We start from the raw sequence: 15,945 nt of genomic DNA on the forward strand, positions 1-15,945 counted from the left end.
ACATGGGTTCTCATTTGGAAAGACTGATGAGATCGACCTGGATTACAATTCGGAATTCAGGAGATACGGGCAGACAGGATCCGATAGGATCACGCGGGGCTAGCACTTTGATTATCGACTGAAAACCTGTCGTTCCCGCCATCATATCGTAAACTGGACTCCTCGGCTTCGTATTTATCCGTCCTGATTTACTGGCGGGCGGCTCAAGTTTGGCACAATTTATATACTCTTAAGGAAATCAGATGAAAAAACAGACAATCCAGTCCCCCGATGCACCCCAGGCCATAGGAACTTATTCTCAGGCAATTCGCGTAAATGGAGGGGATACGGTTTATCTTTCCGGGCAGATCGGCCTGAATCCTTCCTCGATGCAGATGGTGGCCGGGATCGAGGGGCAAATACAGCAGGTACTATCGAATCTGAAAGCTGTAGCAACAGCCAGTGGAGGAAGCCTGTCCGATATCGTGAAGCTGAATGTCTATCTGACGGATCTTTCCAATTTTGAAAAGGTCAACACCGCCATGGCAAGCTACTTCGATAAACCGTATCCCGCCAGGGCTGCGATAGGCGTGGCGGCGCTTCCGCGCGGTGCATTGGTGGAAATGGATGCGGTGATGGTATTGCCGGGGTGAAGGGCAATGCCGGGCAGGATTCCGGCCATCGAGCGGCCGGACCTCCCGCTATCCGCGCCATCCACCAGGCAACACAGGAGAAACTGGCCAAGCTTGGCATTGCTGATGAGTTCGATCTGATGCTGCATTTGCCGCTGCGGTACGATGACGAAACTCACCTCTATCCCATCGGGGATGTTCCTCTGAACAAGGCAGTTCAAGTCGAAGGCAATATCACGCACAGCGAAATCCTGTTTCGCCCGCGACGCCAGCTGGTATGCCAGGTGGAGGATGGCAGTGGTACCCTCTTCATGCGTTTCCTCAACTTTTATGGCAGCCAGGTAAAAGCTTATTCCAAAGGTGTCCGCGTTCGACTGCTGGGAGAGATCCGCTCCGGTTTTTTCGGGGTCGAGATGGTGCATCCGAAGTGCCGGATAATACATAAGCATACGCCGTTGCCCAAAACTCTGACGCCGGTTTATCCATCCACGGCGGGCCTCTCCTCCGAAACCCTGCGCAGACTGATCCAGCAGGCTCTGCAACAGATCGCCGATAACAACCAGCAGCAGAAAGATCTGGAAACATTGCCGGAGGCATTGTTGAAACGCCATCGGCTTCCCGGTTTCTGGGACAGCGTATTCTTTTTGCACAATCCTCCTCCCGAAGCGTCAATAGCATTATTGCAGCAGCGCACCCATCCGGCCTGGCAGCGAATCAAGTTTGATGAGTTGCTGGCGCAGCAGCTCTCCATGCGCCTGCATTACCAGCAGCGCCGCAGCGGCAGCGCCCCCGTTCTGCGCGAAAAGAAAGAATTGACCTCGGCGCTGCTGCAATCGCTTCCTTTCCAGATCACGCGCGGCCAGCAGAACGCTTTTTCAGAGATCAGGAAGGATCTCGTCACCGGGCATCCGATGCAGCGGTTGCTGCAGGGTGACGTAGGCAGCGGCAAAACGGTGGTTGCCGCGTTGGCCGTGCTGGCCGCTGTTGAAAACGGCTACCAGGCCGCCTTGATGGCTCCTACCGAGATTCTTGCCGAGCAGCTTTATCAGAAATTTTCCGGCTGGCTGGATCCGCTTTTTGCCCCGCGCGGATTGATGATTGCGTGGCTGTCTGGAAGCCAGAAACCAAAACAGCGGGAAAATATGCTCGCCAGCATCGCCCAGGGGAGTGCATCGGTGGCGATCGGTACGCATGCGCTGGTGCAGGAGCATGTGGAGTTTCATCGGCTTGGGCTTGCCATCGTCGATGAACAGCATCGTTTTGGTGTGCATCAGCGGCTGGCGCTGAGAATGAAGGGTACAGCAGCCAGAATGGTACCGCATCAGTTGATGATGAGCGCTACCCCAATCCCACGCACCCTTTCGATGAGCTACTATGCCGACCTGGATGTCTCGGTAATAGACGAGCTGCCGCCAGGAAGATTCCCGGTGGTGACCAAGCTGGTTGCCGATGAACGCCGCGAGGAAGTAACAGGCCGCATACGCGAGGCGTGCCGGTCGGGAAAACAGGCCTATTGGGTGTGTCCGCTGATCGAGGAATCCGAGGCTTTGCAGCTGAAGACCGCGTTGGAGACGCATGGCAAACTGGCGGCCACATTTCCCGAGCTGAAAATCGGTCTTGTGCACGGCCGCCTCTCCGCGCGGGAAAAATCGGCAACGATGGAATCATTCAGGAAAGGTGAAACTCAACTACTGGTTGCAACAACCGTAATTGAAGTGGGCGTGGATGTGCCCAACGCGTCGCTAATGGTGATCGAGCATGCCGAACGCATGGGCTTGTCGCAGTTGCACCAGTTGCGAGGCCGGGTTGGACGCGGTGGTGAGGCAAGCATATGCATACTGCTATATCAGAAACCCTTGTCGCCCATCGCGCGGGAACGGCTTAGAATCATATTCGAACATGCGAATGGCTTCGAGATCGCGCATGAGGACTTGAAGCTGCGGGGACCCGGCGAGTTTCTTGGAGCGCGCCAAAGTGGCGTACCCATGCTGCGCTTTGCCAACCTCGAACAGGATGGGAATTTGCTTGCCGCCGCGCAAACCGCGGCGAGCGAGCTCCTCCGCGAGCATCCTTATGCCGCGCAGCGGCATCTTCAGCGGTGGCTCGGGAAAAAAAGCGAATACCTGAGGGCATGAAAATACCTGTGACGTCCATCGATACCCAGTCGTGATCTCGAAACCGCACCGTGGCGGGAGGCGCATGCTGCGAAGAGACATATTGTGATGCTGCAAACCAGAAATTTGACGCTGAAATACCCCGATAAATTACTTTGTCACGACTTGAATTTGACTGTCAATCCGGGCGAATGCTGGGCCATACTCGGCCGCAATGGTTGCGGAAAGACTACTTTGATCCATGCGTTGGGGGGATTGCGGCAGGCAAACGGGGATGGCGGCTCACTCATCAGTCTGGGAGGCAAGCTGCTTGAAAACTGGTCCCGCCGGGATCTTGCCCGTCATCTGGGCATGCTGCTGCAGGAAGAACCCGGGGAATTTTGGGGAGACGTGCGGGAATACGTGCTCCTGGGACGGCATCCCTACGCCGATACCCTGTTTGGCTGGCGGTCGGCCGACCGTGACATTGCGCTTAAAGCCATAGAACGGATGGAACTGGCCGATGTCGCCCACCGGCCCCTTGGCACGCTTTCCGGCGGGGAACGCCAACGTGCGCGTATTGCCTTGCTGCTTGCTCAATCGCCACAATATTACCTGCTGGATGAACCCTTGCAACACCTCGACCTGCGGCATCAACTTGGCGTGATGCAGCTTTTCAAGGAATTGGGGAGGCAAGGCAGCGCCCTCATGATGGTGCTCCACGATATAGGATGGGCCAGCCGCTTCTGCGACCACGTCCTGATGATATTCGAAAACGGGCAAATTATTGCGGGAGGTGCTGAAGATCTCCTCAATCGGGAAAATCTCGAAGCGCTTTATCAATGCAGCATGGAGGAATTTGTGAGGGAGCCACGGCGGCACACGCTGCCGGGATCTGTCTCCAGTGTATAATTCAGCCGATTTCTTCAGGAAATCCTTGAGAATTTCCTAACTTGGTCGCTTTTCCGCATCTTTAGCATATCGCTATCCTGATTCTCCTGGTTCTCGATATCTACCGCATTTATTCAGAGGTCCTCCACTTTCGTAATGATTCGTAAACTGCTTCACCGCGTCTTCAACCGCAAACCTGCTGCCCCTGTTCCCCTTTCCAGCTCATCCAGTTCCGGGCTGCGAATCATTTCGTGCAGGCAGCATCGGATAACACGGGACCATATCAGCTCTTGCGCATTGAAAGTCACTTCGGAACTGCAGGAAGCAGGATATGCCGCTTTTGTAGTAGGCGGAGCCGCTCGTGACGTACTCCTGGGGCTGGAACCCAAGGATTTCGATGTCGCTACCAACGCCACGCCCGAGGAGGTGCGGTCGATTTTCCGGCGCTCGCGCATCATAGGGCGGCGTTTCAGATTGGTGCATGTGATGTGCGGCCCGGAAACCGTGGAAGTTTCAACATTTCGGGGAAGCATGCCCCTCGGCGAGGATAACGATGGCGCCCCCCACGTACATGCCGATGAACACGGGCGCCTGCTGCGCGATAACGTGTTCGGCAGCCAGGAAGAGGATGCGAGACGGCGTGATTTCACCGTAAATGCCTTATTTTTCGACCCGGTAAAGGGAGAGATCTGGGATTACCTGGACGGCTATGAGGATATCGAGGCGAAGCGCCTGCGCATTATCGGCGACCCGATCCAGCGCTATCGCGAAGATCCCGTCCGCATGCTGCGAGCAGTCCGGCTGGCAGCCAAGCTCGACATGCAGATAGATGCCGGCACTGCGGCGCCGATCGCCGATCTCGCTCCCCTGCTACAGAATGTGCCGCCATCCCGCCTGTTCGATGAAATGCTGAAGCTGCTGTTATCCGGGCATGCATCGGCGTGCGTGTTGGATTTGCGCAGGCGTGGCCTGCATCACGGCCTGTTGCCAATGCTGGACGCGATACTGGAACAGCCACTGGGCGAGCGCTTCATCATGCTCGCGCTCGAGAATACCGATCAGCGGGTACGCGAAGAAAAACCGGTATCTCCGGGCTTTCTGTTCGCAGCTCTATTATGGCATGAAGTGCTTACGGCGTGGGATGCCCGCCAGCGCACAGGGGAAAAAGTGATTCCCGCCTTGCATCAGGCGATGAGCGACGTCCTGGCGATCCAGAACAAGAAGCTTGCCATTCCTCATAGGTATGACGCCATCATGAAGGAGATCTGGGCCATCCAGCCACGCTTTATCGGGAGATCCGGCCGCAGGCCCTTCCGGCTGCTGGAGAATCCCCGCTTCCGCGCTGCGTACGATTTCATGCTTCTGCGGTGCGAAAGCGGCGAACTGGATAGGGAATTGGGAAAGTGGTGGGAAGCATTTCAGCGGGTCGATCCGAGGGAGCGCGAAGCCATGCTGCTCAAGGACGACACGCCCGGGAAGCGTAAAAGAAGCCGCGCCCGAAAGAAGCCGGCTTCCGCCGGCGAGCCGGCGTTGCGGAATAAAGGCGAAATACGGGAATAGCGAAATAATTCCATGGCATGCCCATTCCCCAACCCTGTCTCACGGGCTTATATTGCGCTCGGCAGCAATCTGGATGATCCGGTGTCCCAGATTCGACGCGCATTCGAGGAGCTGGCGGAGCTTCCTTCCAGCCGCGTGCTGCGGCGCTCTTCTCTCTATCGCAGCACCCCGGTTGGGCGGCTCGATCAACCCGATTTTATCAACGCGGTGGTAGAAATGGCGACCGCCCTTTCACCCCGCGGACTGCTCGCGGCTCTACTTGAAATCGAGCGCAGCCATGGCCGAATACGTGAATATCCTGACTCTCCCAGAACACTCGATCTGGATGTTCTCATGTATGATCACATAAAAAGTGATGAGCCCGATCTTATCCTTCCACACCCACGCATGCATCAACGCGCATTCGTGTTGCAGCCCCTTCTGGAAATTGCGCCGGATTGTCACATCGATGGGCATGGTCCCCTTGCTCAATTGCTGGCATTATGCAAAGACCAGCAAATCGAACGGACATAGGCCGTGAAGCTGGAAGATTGCCGCTACGTTGTAATCGAGGGTCCCATAGGAGCGGGAAAAACCAGCCTGGCGCGGCGCATGGCCGTTCACTTGAGCGGGCAGACATTGCTGGAAAAACCGGAGGAAAATCCGTTTCTGGACAGATTTTACGGAGACATGCCGCGTCACGCGTTGCAGACGCAATTATTTTTCCTGTTTCAGCGCATCAATCAGCTTCAGGGCTTAACGCAAATGGATATGTTTGCGAGCACCATCGTAAGCGATTTTTTTCTGGATAAGGATCCGCTATTTGCCAGGCTCACGCTAAGTGACAGCGAATACGATCTATACAAAAAAATCTTCCATCAATTACAGTCCAGGCAGCGACCGCCAGATCTTGTGATCTATCTGCAGGCATCCGTTCCGACGCTGATGGGGCGGGTGAAAAGGCGGGGAAGCCCCTTCGAGAAAAATATTTCCGAAGACTATCTTCGGCAGGTTGCCGACAGCTATGCCCGATTTTTTCACCAATATGAAGATGCGCCCTTGATGATCATCAATAGCGAAAATCTCAATCTGGTGGACAACCCGGGGAATTTCCGGCTACTGCTGGAGCGCGTCAACGTAATGCGAAGTCGGCGCGAGTACTTCGACCAGGGAGTCTGACCGGCACTCCGGATATCGGGACGACAGGCTAGCAGTCTGGTCGGACTTGAAGAATCGAAGTTCGGTTGAAGCGAGGCACGAAATGGCGTCCGGCAACGGCGAAGCCAATATCCGTTTCGCTTCAAGATCTATTTGACGAGTTATGCAGGAGCCATGTATGCGCACTACACAGGACACGCTACAAAAAATGCGGGATGATGGTGAAAAAATAGTTATCCTTACCTGTTACGATGCGAGTTTCGCCACCTTGCTGGAAGATGCCGGCGTCGATATCCTTCTGGTGGGCGATTCGCTGGGAAATGTCCTGCAAGGCGAGGAAACAACGCTTCCGGTGACGCTGGAAGATATGATCTACCATACCCGCTGCGTAAAAAAAGGCTCCAGCAGGGCATTTATCATGGCAGACATGCCATTTGGCACCTCTCAGGTTGCACCCGGGGATACGTTTGAAAATGCCGCCGAACTCATGGCTGCGGGCGCAAACATGGTCAAGATCGAGGGCGGCTGCATCATGGCGGAAACCGTTGAATTTCTCACCCGCAGAGGCATCCCGGTATGCGCCCATATCGGCTTGACTCCTCAGTCAGTCCATCAGTTGGGTGGCTACAAGCTGCAAGGCAAGACCGGCTTTCAGGCAAAGCAATTGCTGGAGGATGCCGTCAGCCTGGAACAAGCGGGTGCGGGCATGCTCCTGATGGAAGTGGTTCCCGCGGTACTGGCAAAGCAGGTTACCGAAACGCTATCCATCCCCACCATCGGCATCGGCGCCGGAATGGATTGCTCGGCACAGGTTCTGGTCCTGTATGACATGCTGGGAATCTATTCCGGGAAAAAGGCCAGATTCATGAAAAATTTCCTGGCCGGAACCGGCGGCGTCCACGAGGCGGTGCGAAATTACGTCAAGGCGGTAAAGAACGGCGAATTTCCAGGGCCGGAACATGCTTTTTGATCTGCCGGGGTGACGTGCCGCGGCATGGAAATCATCACTACCATCGGCTCGCTGCGAAGCCGTCTCAGGCAACAACCTTCAATCGCCTTTGTGCCCACGATGGGTGGCCTGCATGACGGCCACCTGGCACTGATCCGCGCCGCGCGGCAAAAAACCGGTTTTGTAGTCGCAAGCATTTTCGTCAACCGGCTGCAATTTTTACCGACGGAGGATTTCGATCGGTATCCTCGCACACTGGAGGAAGACTACCGTCTTCTGCAAAACCATTATGTTGATGTGGTTTTTGCTCCTGGAGAAAAGGATTTATATCCCGCCCTTCAGGAATTCCTGGTGGATCCCCCGTCTATGGCAGACACGCTGGAGGGCGAATTCCGGCCGGGCTTCTTTCGCGGCGTCTCCACGATTGTGCTCAAGCTTTTCAATATCGTCGGACCCCAGGTGGCGGTATTCGGAAAAAAAGACTATCAGCAGTTACATATCCTGCGCGAAATGGTAAAGCAGTTGAATCTGCCAATCGAAATCCTTGCCGCCGATACGGTGCGAGCGCCGGATGGCCTTGCCCTGAGTTCACGGAACCGCTACCTCGCTCCCGAGGAGCGATGCCAGGCCCCCCGGCTATATCAGACATTGCGTCAACTTGGGCAGGAAATAAAAAGCGGCAATACAAGCTTTCGCGAGTTGGAGGAAAACGGGACGGCCGTCCTCGATCGGCACGGCTGGAAGGTCGACTATGTGGCAGTGCGAGACCAAAATACATTCGCTCCAGCCCAGGCCGGTAACGAGCGCGTGGTGGTACTGGGGGCGGCCAGGCTGGGCAAGACCAGACTGATTGACAATCTCGAAGTCTAGCCGAACAGCATTACGGGGTTTGACCCGGCAAAATGGATGGAATTCGATAGGCGTCACCTTTTGACGACAGACATGAAATGTTTGGTTTCAAGAACTTATCCAGGGAGAAGATCAGCATGTTGCTGAAGGGCAACAAAACTTGCCCCTAAATAAATCTTTCCCGCTCAACTCATTGTATTTTCTCATCTTTATTTCTGGCATGGTAAGTGCTTGTAAAGAATCAGGCCAACCAACCGGACCACCGCGAAGAAATGCACCAGATTGAGAAGGAGATGTTTCTTTTCGAAAGCCCCAGGAATAACCGCCTGCTCGCCGCCCTCCCTGCGGAAGACTATAAGCGGCTGCAGCCCTATTTCGAACATGTCAGGATGTCACCTGGGCAATTCATACATGAAGCCGCGACCCCGATAACTTATGTGTATTTTCCGACCAGCGCCATCGTTGCACCGCTATATGAAGTAAAAAATGGTGCATCGGTACAGTTGGCCATTGTCGGCAGCGAGGGATTCACCGGCATCTCGTCGCTCCTCGGCGGAGGCAGCAGCCCGGGAATAGTGGTTCAAGCCCCCGGTTATGGCTACAGAATAAAGGAAAAGATACTGAAAATGGAATTTGAACGGCAAGGCTTTCTGCAACAGCTGGCTCTGCATTTCGTCCAGGCGCTCATGACGCAGATGGCGCAGAACGCGGTATGTAACCGTCATCACAATGTGGAGAAGCAGCTATGCCGTTTTCTATTGATGAGCCTCGACAGGTCATCCGGACGTGAACTGCAAATGACGCATGAGCAGATTGCGATCATGCTGGGAGTGCGTCGAGAGAGCGTGACTCAGGCTGCGCTCAAGTTGCAGACCGCCGGCGCCATCCGGTACAGCCGTGGCCACATCACGGTGTTTGAGCACGAAAAACTGAAGAAATCCGTGTGCGAATGTTATTCCGTGGTCAACAAAGAGTATGAGCGATTGCTGTGGACCAGGCGAACTCATCGAAGTGCTGTCCATGGCCCATGGGGCGGCACGAAAGGCAGGCGGAGAGAAAGAACGATGGTCCGTAAACTGTGGAGAGCCCCGGACTGCTCGGCTGGAAACCAAATATCGCCCTCCCCTGACTTTGGTTCAAGCTGAGTAGCCCGGCTTGTCGACCTGGCCTCTTCAGGAAATTCAGGAAGCCATGAGTTCCCTGAGTACGTAGGGAAGAATCCCCCCGTGCCTGTAATATTCGACCTCGATCGCCGTATCTATCCTGCATAGCAGGTCGACTGTTTGCCGCGAACCGTCCTTGCGGGATATGTCGAGCTTCACGTTCTGCTGTGGCCGAATCTCCTTCAGCCCCGAGAGATCGAATTGCTCGTCGCCCCGAAGGCCGAGCGATTGCGCGTCATTTTCATCCTTGAACTGAAGCGGCAATACACCCATGCCCACCAGATTGCTTCGATGTATCCGCTCGAAGCTCTTGGCAATAACCGCCTTTACCCCTAGCAATTGCGTGCCCTTTGCCGCCCAATCCCGGCTTGAGCCGGTGCCATACTCCTCACCCCCGAATACCAGCGTTGGCACGCCGTCAGCCAGGTATTGCATCGCGGCATCGAAGATGCTCATCTGCCGACCATCGGGCTGGTGCAGCGTAATCCCGCCTTCGCTGCCGGGGATCATCATGTTTTTGATACGCACGTTGGCAAAAGTCCCTCGCATCATGACTTCGTGATTGCCGCGGCGTGCGCCATAGCTGTTGAAATCCATCTTCGCCACGCCGCTTGAAAGCAGATACTTTCCTGCGGGCGAGGTATCCTTGATCGCTCCCGCAGGACTGATATGATCGGTGGTCACCGAATCTCCAAATATGGCCAGGACGCGTGCTCCCGATATATTGCCGGGCTGCGCATACTTCATCGAAAAATCCTGGAAGAAAGGCGGCTCCGCTATATAAGTGGAGGCCGGCCAGTCATAGGTATCCCCGGCTATTGAAGCGATATCGTTCCATAAGGGATGATTCCTGGTAAGGTTACTGTAGAGCCGGCGAAATGTTTCCGCATTCGCTGCAAATTTTATCAATTCCTGGATTTCTTCATCTTTTGGCCAGATATCGCTGAGCCATACCGGTTTGCCGTCTTTTCCCAGACCCAATGGTTCCGAAGACAGGTCCTTGAGCATCGTTCCGGCGAGTGCATACGCCACTACCAGCGGAGGAGAACCAAGGAAATTTGCCCGGATGCTGGGATGGATCCGCGCCTCGAAATTGCGATTGCCGGATAGCACCGCCGCGCACACGAGATCATTCTCGACCACAGCCTCTTCGATAGGCTCCGAAAGCGGGCCGGAGTTGCCAATGCAAGTGGTGCAGCCATAGCCCGCAAGATTGAAGCCGAGCTTTTCCAGGTAGGCCAGCAATCCGGCGGCGGAAAGATATTCTGTCACCACGCGCGATCCGGGCGCAAGAGAAGTCTTGATATGGCGCTTTACCGTCAAACCCCGCTCGACCGCCTTTTTCGCCAGTAATCCGGCTGCGATCAATACGCTGGGATTGGATGTATTCGTGCAGGATGTAATTGCCGCAATCAGGATATCGCCATGCCTCAGATCGACTGGTCCATTGGGAAGGCATACTTTTTCATCCGTATCCATCAGGGGGCGATTAGCAATCATCTCGGCAATATTCCTCGCGCTTCCCGGCTGCAGAGGAACCTTTTCCTGGGCTTCACCATCGGCCGCCTCCTTGCTCACGGCATCCCCGCAGCCGCGCACAGGATAGCGCCGCTCCAGATCCTCGGCATTTTTGCCATAGCCACCCTGGGCGGCAGGCTTGGAAAAAAGCTCGGAAAACCGGGTTTTCATGCTGCCAAGCTCGATACGATCCTGCGGACGCCGCGGCCCCGCCAGAGAGGGTGTAATCGTATCCAGGTCGAGTTCGAGTTCACGGGTGTAATCGATGTCGCCCCCCCGTGGAACGCCATACAGTTCCTGTGCCTTGAAATAGGACTCGAACGCGGCAACCTCGTCCCTGGTGCGCCCCGTGTTCCTGAAATACTCGATGGTTTTATCATCCACCGGGAAAAAACCCATCGTCGCTCCATATTCCGGCGCCATGTTGCCGATCGTTGCACGGTCCGGTACTGTCAATGAAGCGGTCCCCTCGCCGAAAAATTCCACGAACTGTCCCACCACATTAGCCTTGCGCAGCATTTCCGTAATCGTCAATACCAGGTCGGTAGCGGTAACGCCATTGCGCAGGCGTCCTCTAAGATTCACACCCACCACGTCCGGGGTCAAAAGATAGACGGGCTGGCCCAGCATACCCGCTTCCGCCTCTATCCCTCCGACACCCCATCCCACTACGCCTATGCCATTGATCATGGTCGTATGCGAATCCGTCCCTACCAGCGTATCCGGGTACGCCACACCCTCTTTCTGATGCACGCCTCGGGCGAGATATTCCAGATTCACCTGATGGACGATTCCGATGCCCGGAGGCACCACCCTGAACGTATCGAACGCCTGCATGCCCCATTTGATGAACTGGTAACGCTCATGATTGCGGCGGAATTCCACTTCCATGTTGAGCTTGAGCGCATCGTCATTACCATAGTAGTCGACCTGCACCGAATGGTCGACCACAAGATCAACCGGCACCAGCGGTTCGACCACCTTTGGATCCCGGCCCATCCTTTTCGTGACGCTGCGCATTGCCGCAAGATCAACCAGCAGGGGAACTCCGGTGAAATCCTGGAGAACGATGCGGGATACAACAAACGGAATCTCTTCCATGCGCGCCCCGCTGGGCTGCCAGTTGGCGAGCTGCTTCACATGAGCCTCGGTAACCTTTATATCATCGCAATTACGCAGAACCGACTCGAGAATGATGCGGATCGAAACCGGCAGTCGCGAAACTTTGGTGAAGCCGGCCGCCTCCAGCGCGGGCAGGGAATAATATTTCGTGTTTTTGCCGCCTGGAAGAGCAAGCTCCTTGAGAGTATCAAACAGATTATGCGTCACGGAATATTCCTTCAAAAATTAGCGGGGCCGCAAGCCCCAGGAAGCGCATCGGCGCAGAATTCGCGGCACGGCAACATCGGGAGCTGGGGTATGCGGCATGATATGGTCCTTGCTGCCTCCAACGTTGTTGCCAGCCACCTGCAAAGCTTCCGCCACTGCGTGCCTCGTGCTTCGTTCCGGCCGAAACCCACTATCGCGGAGGCAAAACAAGCTTTGACAGGCTTGATGCCCCTTCATTCCGTATGGTATTCCGGAATATCGGCTTCGATCACATTCTTTGCGAAGCTTTCGTAGGCGTCGCCCACCCTTTTAGCCAGGGAATCGGGGAAAAGGTGAAAATGTCCGCTTTTCAGGCCGGAGACTATTTCTTCCGCGACGACCAGAGGCGGCTCCGCGGACCTGTTGAGGCCGGCGCTATCGGACATATCAGTGGCAATAAGGCCAGGGTGGACGCTGAGCACCAGCGTGCCTTGCTGGCCCAGCAACTCCCTCAGCGCCTGAGTAATGGAATAGGCAGCCGCTTTCGAGGCGGAATGAGTTGCAAAGCTTGAAGAGCATTTCAATGAAGCAACCGAGTTGATTTGCACGAAGGCGCCGCCGCCGTTGCGCTTGAGGACGGGAGCGAAGGCTTGCGCCACATGCATGAGGCCGCATACATTGATCCTGATCGCAAGCTCCAGCGCTTCCACGGCGTCGCCATCCAGAGGTGTCCTTGCCATGAAGACGGCGGCATTGTTGACCACTATCTGGACGTCAGGTACGTTGCCGGCCAACGCCGAAATAGTTTCCCGCTTGGCGAGATCCAGATGAACGGGGATGACCCGGTTGCCATGCTGGTTGATCAAAGGCTCCACGGAACACACATCCCTGACCGCGGCATAGATTTTGGCGACACCCTCACGCAGAAACACCTCCGCTATCATTCTGCCGATTCCGCGGTTTGCGCCCGTGATGACCGCCACCTTGTCCCTGATGTCATACCTTGGCTTCATGCTGTCCATTCCCGATTCATCGCGAGGCCCGATCATGCTTCCATGGTGACGATGGAGATGCCCCACACACCCTTGAGGAAGCGCTGAACAAATCCTCGCTGTTAAGGAAGCGCTGAACAAATCCTCGCTGAGCGCGTTGCTGGTAAAATCGGGATGATCATAAGGCGCGCGACGCAGGTCGTAGCTTGGACTACGATGCCAAGGAGCGCAACGCCATGAGTGCCCGATTTTACCGCAACCCTTATGGGACGGGGATTTGCGGGTGGTCTGCCTTGTCAGGCTCCTGGCGAAGGGGATCAACCATTCGCGTCGTCGCCTTTCGCGCATCCCATCCCGCAAAGCCACCGTCGCGCCAGCGGAGATTTATTCAGCGCTTCCTTAAGTCTATCACCCGTGGCTGCGCTGGATTCATTTTTTAGCGAGCGTAATCACGCGAATCTCAAAATCGAGTAACATAAATAGGGCGGCGACATCACTATCATAGTGGAGAAGCCCGACACCTGCCCGCAGCGCTGCCACCGGATCAGCATGCCTCTGCGTCAAAAGAAGATTACTTGCCATGTGGATATCATAAAAATATCATAAAAAAATGGCTTTCACGACTCCTTCCAGCCTGGTTCTCCTGCATGGGTTTCTTGGTTTCTCACACCTCGGACCGATCGAATACTTTCGTGGCATAAGGAAAGTCCTGCTGCCCATGCGAATCATGCCTCTGATACCCGAAGTACCCGGCGCTGGCACCATCGCGGAGCGGGCTGAGACACTCGCCCGGCACATCTTCCGCAGCAATACACAGGCTTTTGCCTTGGTGGGCCACAGCATGGGAGGGCTCGACGCCAGGTATCTCATTGCCCATCTCGATCCGGATCGGCGCGTGAAGAGCCTGGTTACCGTTGCCACGCCGCATCGCGGCTCTCCTCTCGCCCAGTGGATGATCGAATCGCGCGGCGCCATACCGGCCTGGTTCAGGCATTGCGGACTGCCCGGATTGAGAGAATTGACTCCTGAAACACGTCTGGCAACGCCGATACCGAACCGGGAAGACGTGACCTATGCTTCTTATGCCAGCGTCCGTCCCGATAATGAACTTCCCTTCTGGCTCAGGCATTATGCGCACGTTATTCCGGAAGCGAACGATGGCCTGGTGCCGGAGAGCTCGGCGCGATGGGGAACATTCCGTGGAATGGTGCGCGCGGATCATATCGAGCTTCTGGGATGGAGCCTGGGTTTACCCAATGCCCGCGCGGCCCGGCCATTCAATCATCTGCAGTTCTGGAAAAAAGTGGCTGCCGAATCCCTGGCGGCGGCAGAAGACGCAATGAACCCAAAGGACGGCCATGGATCAGGGTGAAGATCGCAGACGAACCATGCCGTGGTATGACTGGCTGGTATTCATCGTTCCGGCGTGCTTGATCGTTGGCTTGGGACTGGAGTCCGCTCTTGGTCCCGATGACGTGAAATACAGAGATTTCCGGGCGGTCGCGCACTGGTTCGATCCCGTTTTTTTTCAATATAACCTGGTCATGACCCTGCTTGCGGTTCTCGTGGTGCCATCGCTGGCGCTCAGCTATATACAGGCCATGACGGATCGCAAGGAAAAACTGCTGCAGCGCGAAGTGCCGGTTGAGCGGCGGGGAGAAATTCGGCGACGCATGGGCCGCCGAGCATCCTTCAGCGCCTATCGGGGCAGCGTATGGCTCACCACGACCGTGGTCCTGCTGGGCACCTGCATACTGCTGCTGTTCAAACCCGCTCCCTCATGCGCGGAATTGGGTGTGGATTTCAGCCTTGGCGCAAATATGCTGACCATGGGGCCTTTCGCGGAACTATACGGGAAAAACCCGGACGCGTACTATTCCCATGTTGTCCGCAGCCTCACGGCTTTCCAGTATGGTTTCCTGGGCGCCTACATCTACTTCATCGGTTCGGTTATCCGCGCATACTTCACGCTGGATCTGACGTCGCATACCTTTGTCGACGGCGCCGTGCGCATGATCGTCGCGAGCATATTGGCGCTGGTGCTTTCATTCGTCTTCAATTTCACCTTTCCCGAGGATTTCAAAGCCGTTGCCACACCCGCCAGTAATTCCGCGCCTGCGAAGGAGGATGCGAAAGATGCTGCGGATGAAACAGAGCCAACCATACCGGCAAGCCTGAGCCTGCTTCCCGTTTTGAGCTTTTTCTTCGGTTTCTATCCCAAGCGGGCTGCGCTGGCAATCGAGCGCGTTGTGCTCAAAGTGATGAGAAGCATCCCCGGAGACAGCTACCGGGCGCTGCCGCTTTCCATGCTGGCCGGGATGAGTTATGCGCATGAGCTGCGGCTGGAACGGGAAGGTTACGACAACGTTGAAAATCTGTGCAACGCCGATGCCGTGGATTTGGCGGTGTGCACCTGCTTCTCCTACAACCAGTCAAAGCAATGGATAAATCAGGCCTGGCTTGCGGCACACCTGCGGGAGGATTATCCGGACTTTGTCCGGCGCACCGGCATAACGAGCAGCAACGAGCTGCGCCTTTTCCTGACCGAGGGCGACGCCGCGCATATGGACGGTGCGGCGATGCTGGCAGGGGGACTATCGGCGGACCCCGCGGTGATTGAGTCCTGGAAAGTGAGACTCATCGCTCTCAAGATCCTGCTCAATATCCATCCAGGCCCGACAGAATACCCGGCCCACTCGACCCCTGGGACAGGGGATACACCGGTTGAAACTAAATTCGGCAGTTGACTGCTCATTTCCAGTTTGGAGCCATGATCCACAAAGACTTTCCGCGGTACTCGACGTTCACCAATATAGTGAGTTCGCTACAACGCGGATTCAGATTGAATTTTACTGAAGGCAGCCCGCCTGAATC

General features: G+C 55.7%; 14 protein-coding genes. 11 read left to right on the forward strand and 3 right to left on the reverse strand.

Annotated elements, in window-relative coordinates; genetic code table 11:
• The first annotated feature begins 242 nt into the window (after positions 1 to 242).
• The 9 genes from ACZ5CE_RS11280 to ACZ5CE_RS11320 all read left to right on the forward strand — a co-directional run bounded on the left by ACZ5CE_RS11280 (position 243) and on the right by ACZ5CE_RS11320 (position 9,235).
• Positions 243 to 632: a Rid family detoxifying hydrolase gene (locus tag ACZ5CE_RS11280; protein WP_464575010.1), complete on the forward strand. Its 390-nt coding sequence runs from the start codon at positions 243 to 245 to the stop codon at positions 630 to 632.
• Positions 633 to 682: 50 nt separating this feature from the next.
• On the forward strand, positions 683 to 2,746 hold the full coding sequence (recG, locus tag ACZ5CE_RS11285; RefSeq protein ID WP_464577499.1) for an ATP-dependent DNA helicase RecG: 2,064 nt from the start codon (positions 683 to 685) through the stop codon (positions 2,744 to 2,746).
• Between the two features lie 87 nt (positions 2,747 to 2,833).
• Positions 2,834 to 3,616 (forward strand): ABC transporter ATP-binding protein, encoded by a 783-nt coding sequence (locus ACZ5CE_RS11290; RefSeq protein WP_464575011.1) that lies wholly within the window; start codon positions 2,834 to 2,836, stop codon positions 3,614 to 3,616.
• Positions 3,617 to 3,751: 135 nt separating this feature from the next.
• Complete coding sequence (gene pcnB, locus ACZ5CE_RS11295) at positions 3,752 to 5,155, forward strand: polynucleotide adenylyltransferase PcnB (RefSeq protein WP_464575012.1); 1,404 nt, start codon at positions 3,752 to 3,754, stop codon at positions 5,153 to 5,155.
• Positions 5,156 to 5,167: 12 nt separating this feature from the next.
• Positions 5,168 to 5,668, forward strand: coding sequence for a 2-amino-4-hydroxy-6-hydroxymethyldihydropteridine diphosphokinase (gene folK, locus ACZ5CE_RS11300; protein ID WP_464575013.1), 501 nt, complete (start codon positions 5,168 to 5,170; stop codon positions 5,666 to 5,668).
• A 3-nt stretch (positions 5,669 to 5,671) separates the two neighbouring features.
• Positions 5,672 to 6,313 carry a deoxynucleoside kinase gene (locus ACZ5CE_RS11305; RefSeq protein WP_464575014.1) on the forward strand — a complete coding sequence of 214 codons (642 nt, stop codon included), beginning with the start codon at positions 5,672 to 5,674 and terminating at the stop codon, positions 6,311 to 6,313.
• 157 nt (positions 6,314 to 6,470) lie between these two features.
• Entirely contained in the window at positions 6,471 to 7,262 is a 792-nt protein-coding gene (gene panB / locus ACZ5CE_RS11310) for a 3-methyl-2-oxobutanoate hydroxymethyltransferase (RefSeq protein ID WP_464575015.1), read from the forward strand.
• Between the two features lie 24 nt (positions 7,263 to 7,286).
• The gene (gene panC, locus ACZ5CE_RS11315) at positions 7,287 to 8,111 is read left to right on the forward strand and encodes a pantoate--beta-alanine ligase (RefSeq protein ID WP_464575016.1); all 825 of its coding nucleotides are present in this window, start codon (positions 7,287 to 7,289) and stop codon (positions 8,109 to 8,111) included.
• 206 nt (positions 8,112 to 8,317) lie between these two features.
• Complete coding sequence (locus ACZ5CE_RS11320) at positions 8,318 to 9,235, forward strand: Crp/Fnr family transcriptional regulator (RefSeq protein ID WP_464575017.1); 918 nt, start codon at positions 8,318 to 8,320, stop codon at positions 9,233 to 9,235.
• A 36-nt stretch (positions 9,236 to 9,271) separates the two neighbouring features.
• On the opposite strand, the gene ACZ5CE_RS11325 is transcribed toward ACZ5CE_RS11320, so the two are convergent.
• The 3 genes from ACZ5CE_RS11325 to ACZ5CE_RS11335 all read right to left on the reverse strand — a co-directional run bounded on the left by ACZ5CE_RS11325 (position 9,272) and on the right by ACZ5CE_RS11335 (position 13,653).
• Positions 9,272 to 12,100 carry an aconitate hydratase gene (locus tag ACZ5CE_RS11325; RefSeq protein ID WP_464575018.1) on the reverse strand — a complete coding sequence of 943 codons (2,829 nt, stop codon included), beginning with the start codon at positions 12,098 to 12,100 and terminating at the stop codon, positions 9,272 to 9,274.
• Between the two features lie 233 nt (positions 12,101 to 12,333).
• A complete protein-coding gene (locus tag ACZ5CE_RS11330) occupies positions 12,334 to 13,092 on the reverse strand; it encodes an SDR family oxidoreductase (protein WP_464575019.1) in 759 nt (252 codons plus the stop codon).
• 408 nt (positions 13,093 to 13,500) lie between these two features.
• Positions 13,501 to 13,653 (reverse strand): hypothetical protein, encoded by a 153-nt coding sequence (locus tag ACZ5CE_RS11335; protein ID WP_464575020.1) that lies wholly within the window; start codon positions 13,651 to 13,653, stop codon positions 13,501 to 13,503.
• 28 nt (positions 13,654 to 13,681) lie between these two features.
• Between ACZ5CE_RS11335 and ACZ5CE_RS11340 the strand changes: the two genes are divergently transcribed.
• Together ACZ5CE_RS11340 and ACZ5CE_RS11345 are read left to right on the forward strand one after the other, a co-directional pair.
• The gene (locus tag ACZ5CE_RS11340) at positions 13,682 to 14,443 is read left to right on the forward strand and encodes an esterase/lipase family protein (protein ID WP_464575021.1); all 762 of its coding nucleotides are present in this window, start codon (positions 13,682 to 13,684) and stop codon (positions 14,441 to 14,443) included.
• Positions 14,444 to 14,459: 16 nt separating this feature from the next.
• Complete coding sequence (locus tag ACZ5CE_RS11345) at positions 14,460 to 15,818, forward strand: hypothetical protein (RefSeq protein ID WP_464575022.1); 1,359 nt, start codon at positions 14,460 to 14,462, stop codon at positions 15,816 to 15,818.
• Positions 15,819 to 15,945 lie beyond the last annotated feature (127 nt).

Source organism: Nitrosospira sp. TNL200, from assembly GCF_055386305.1.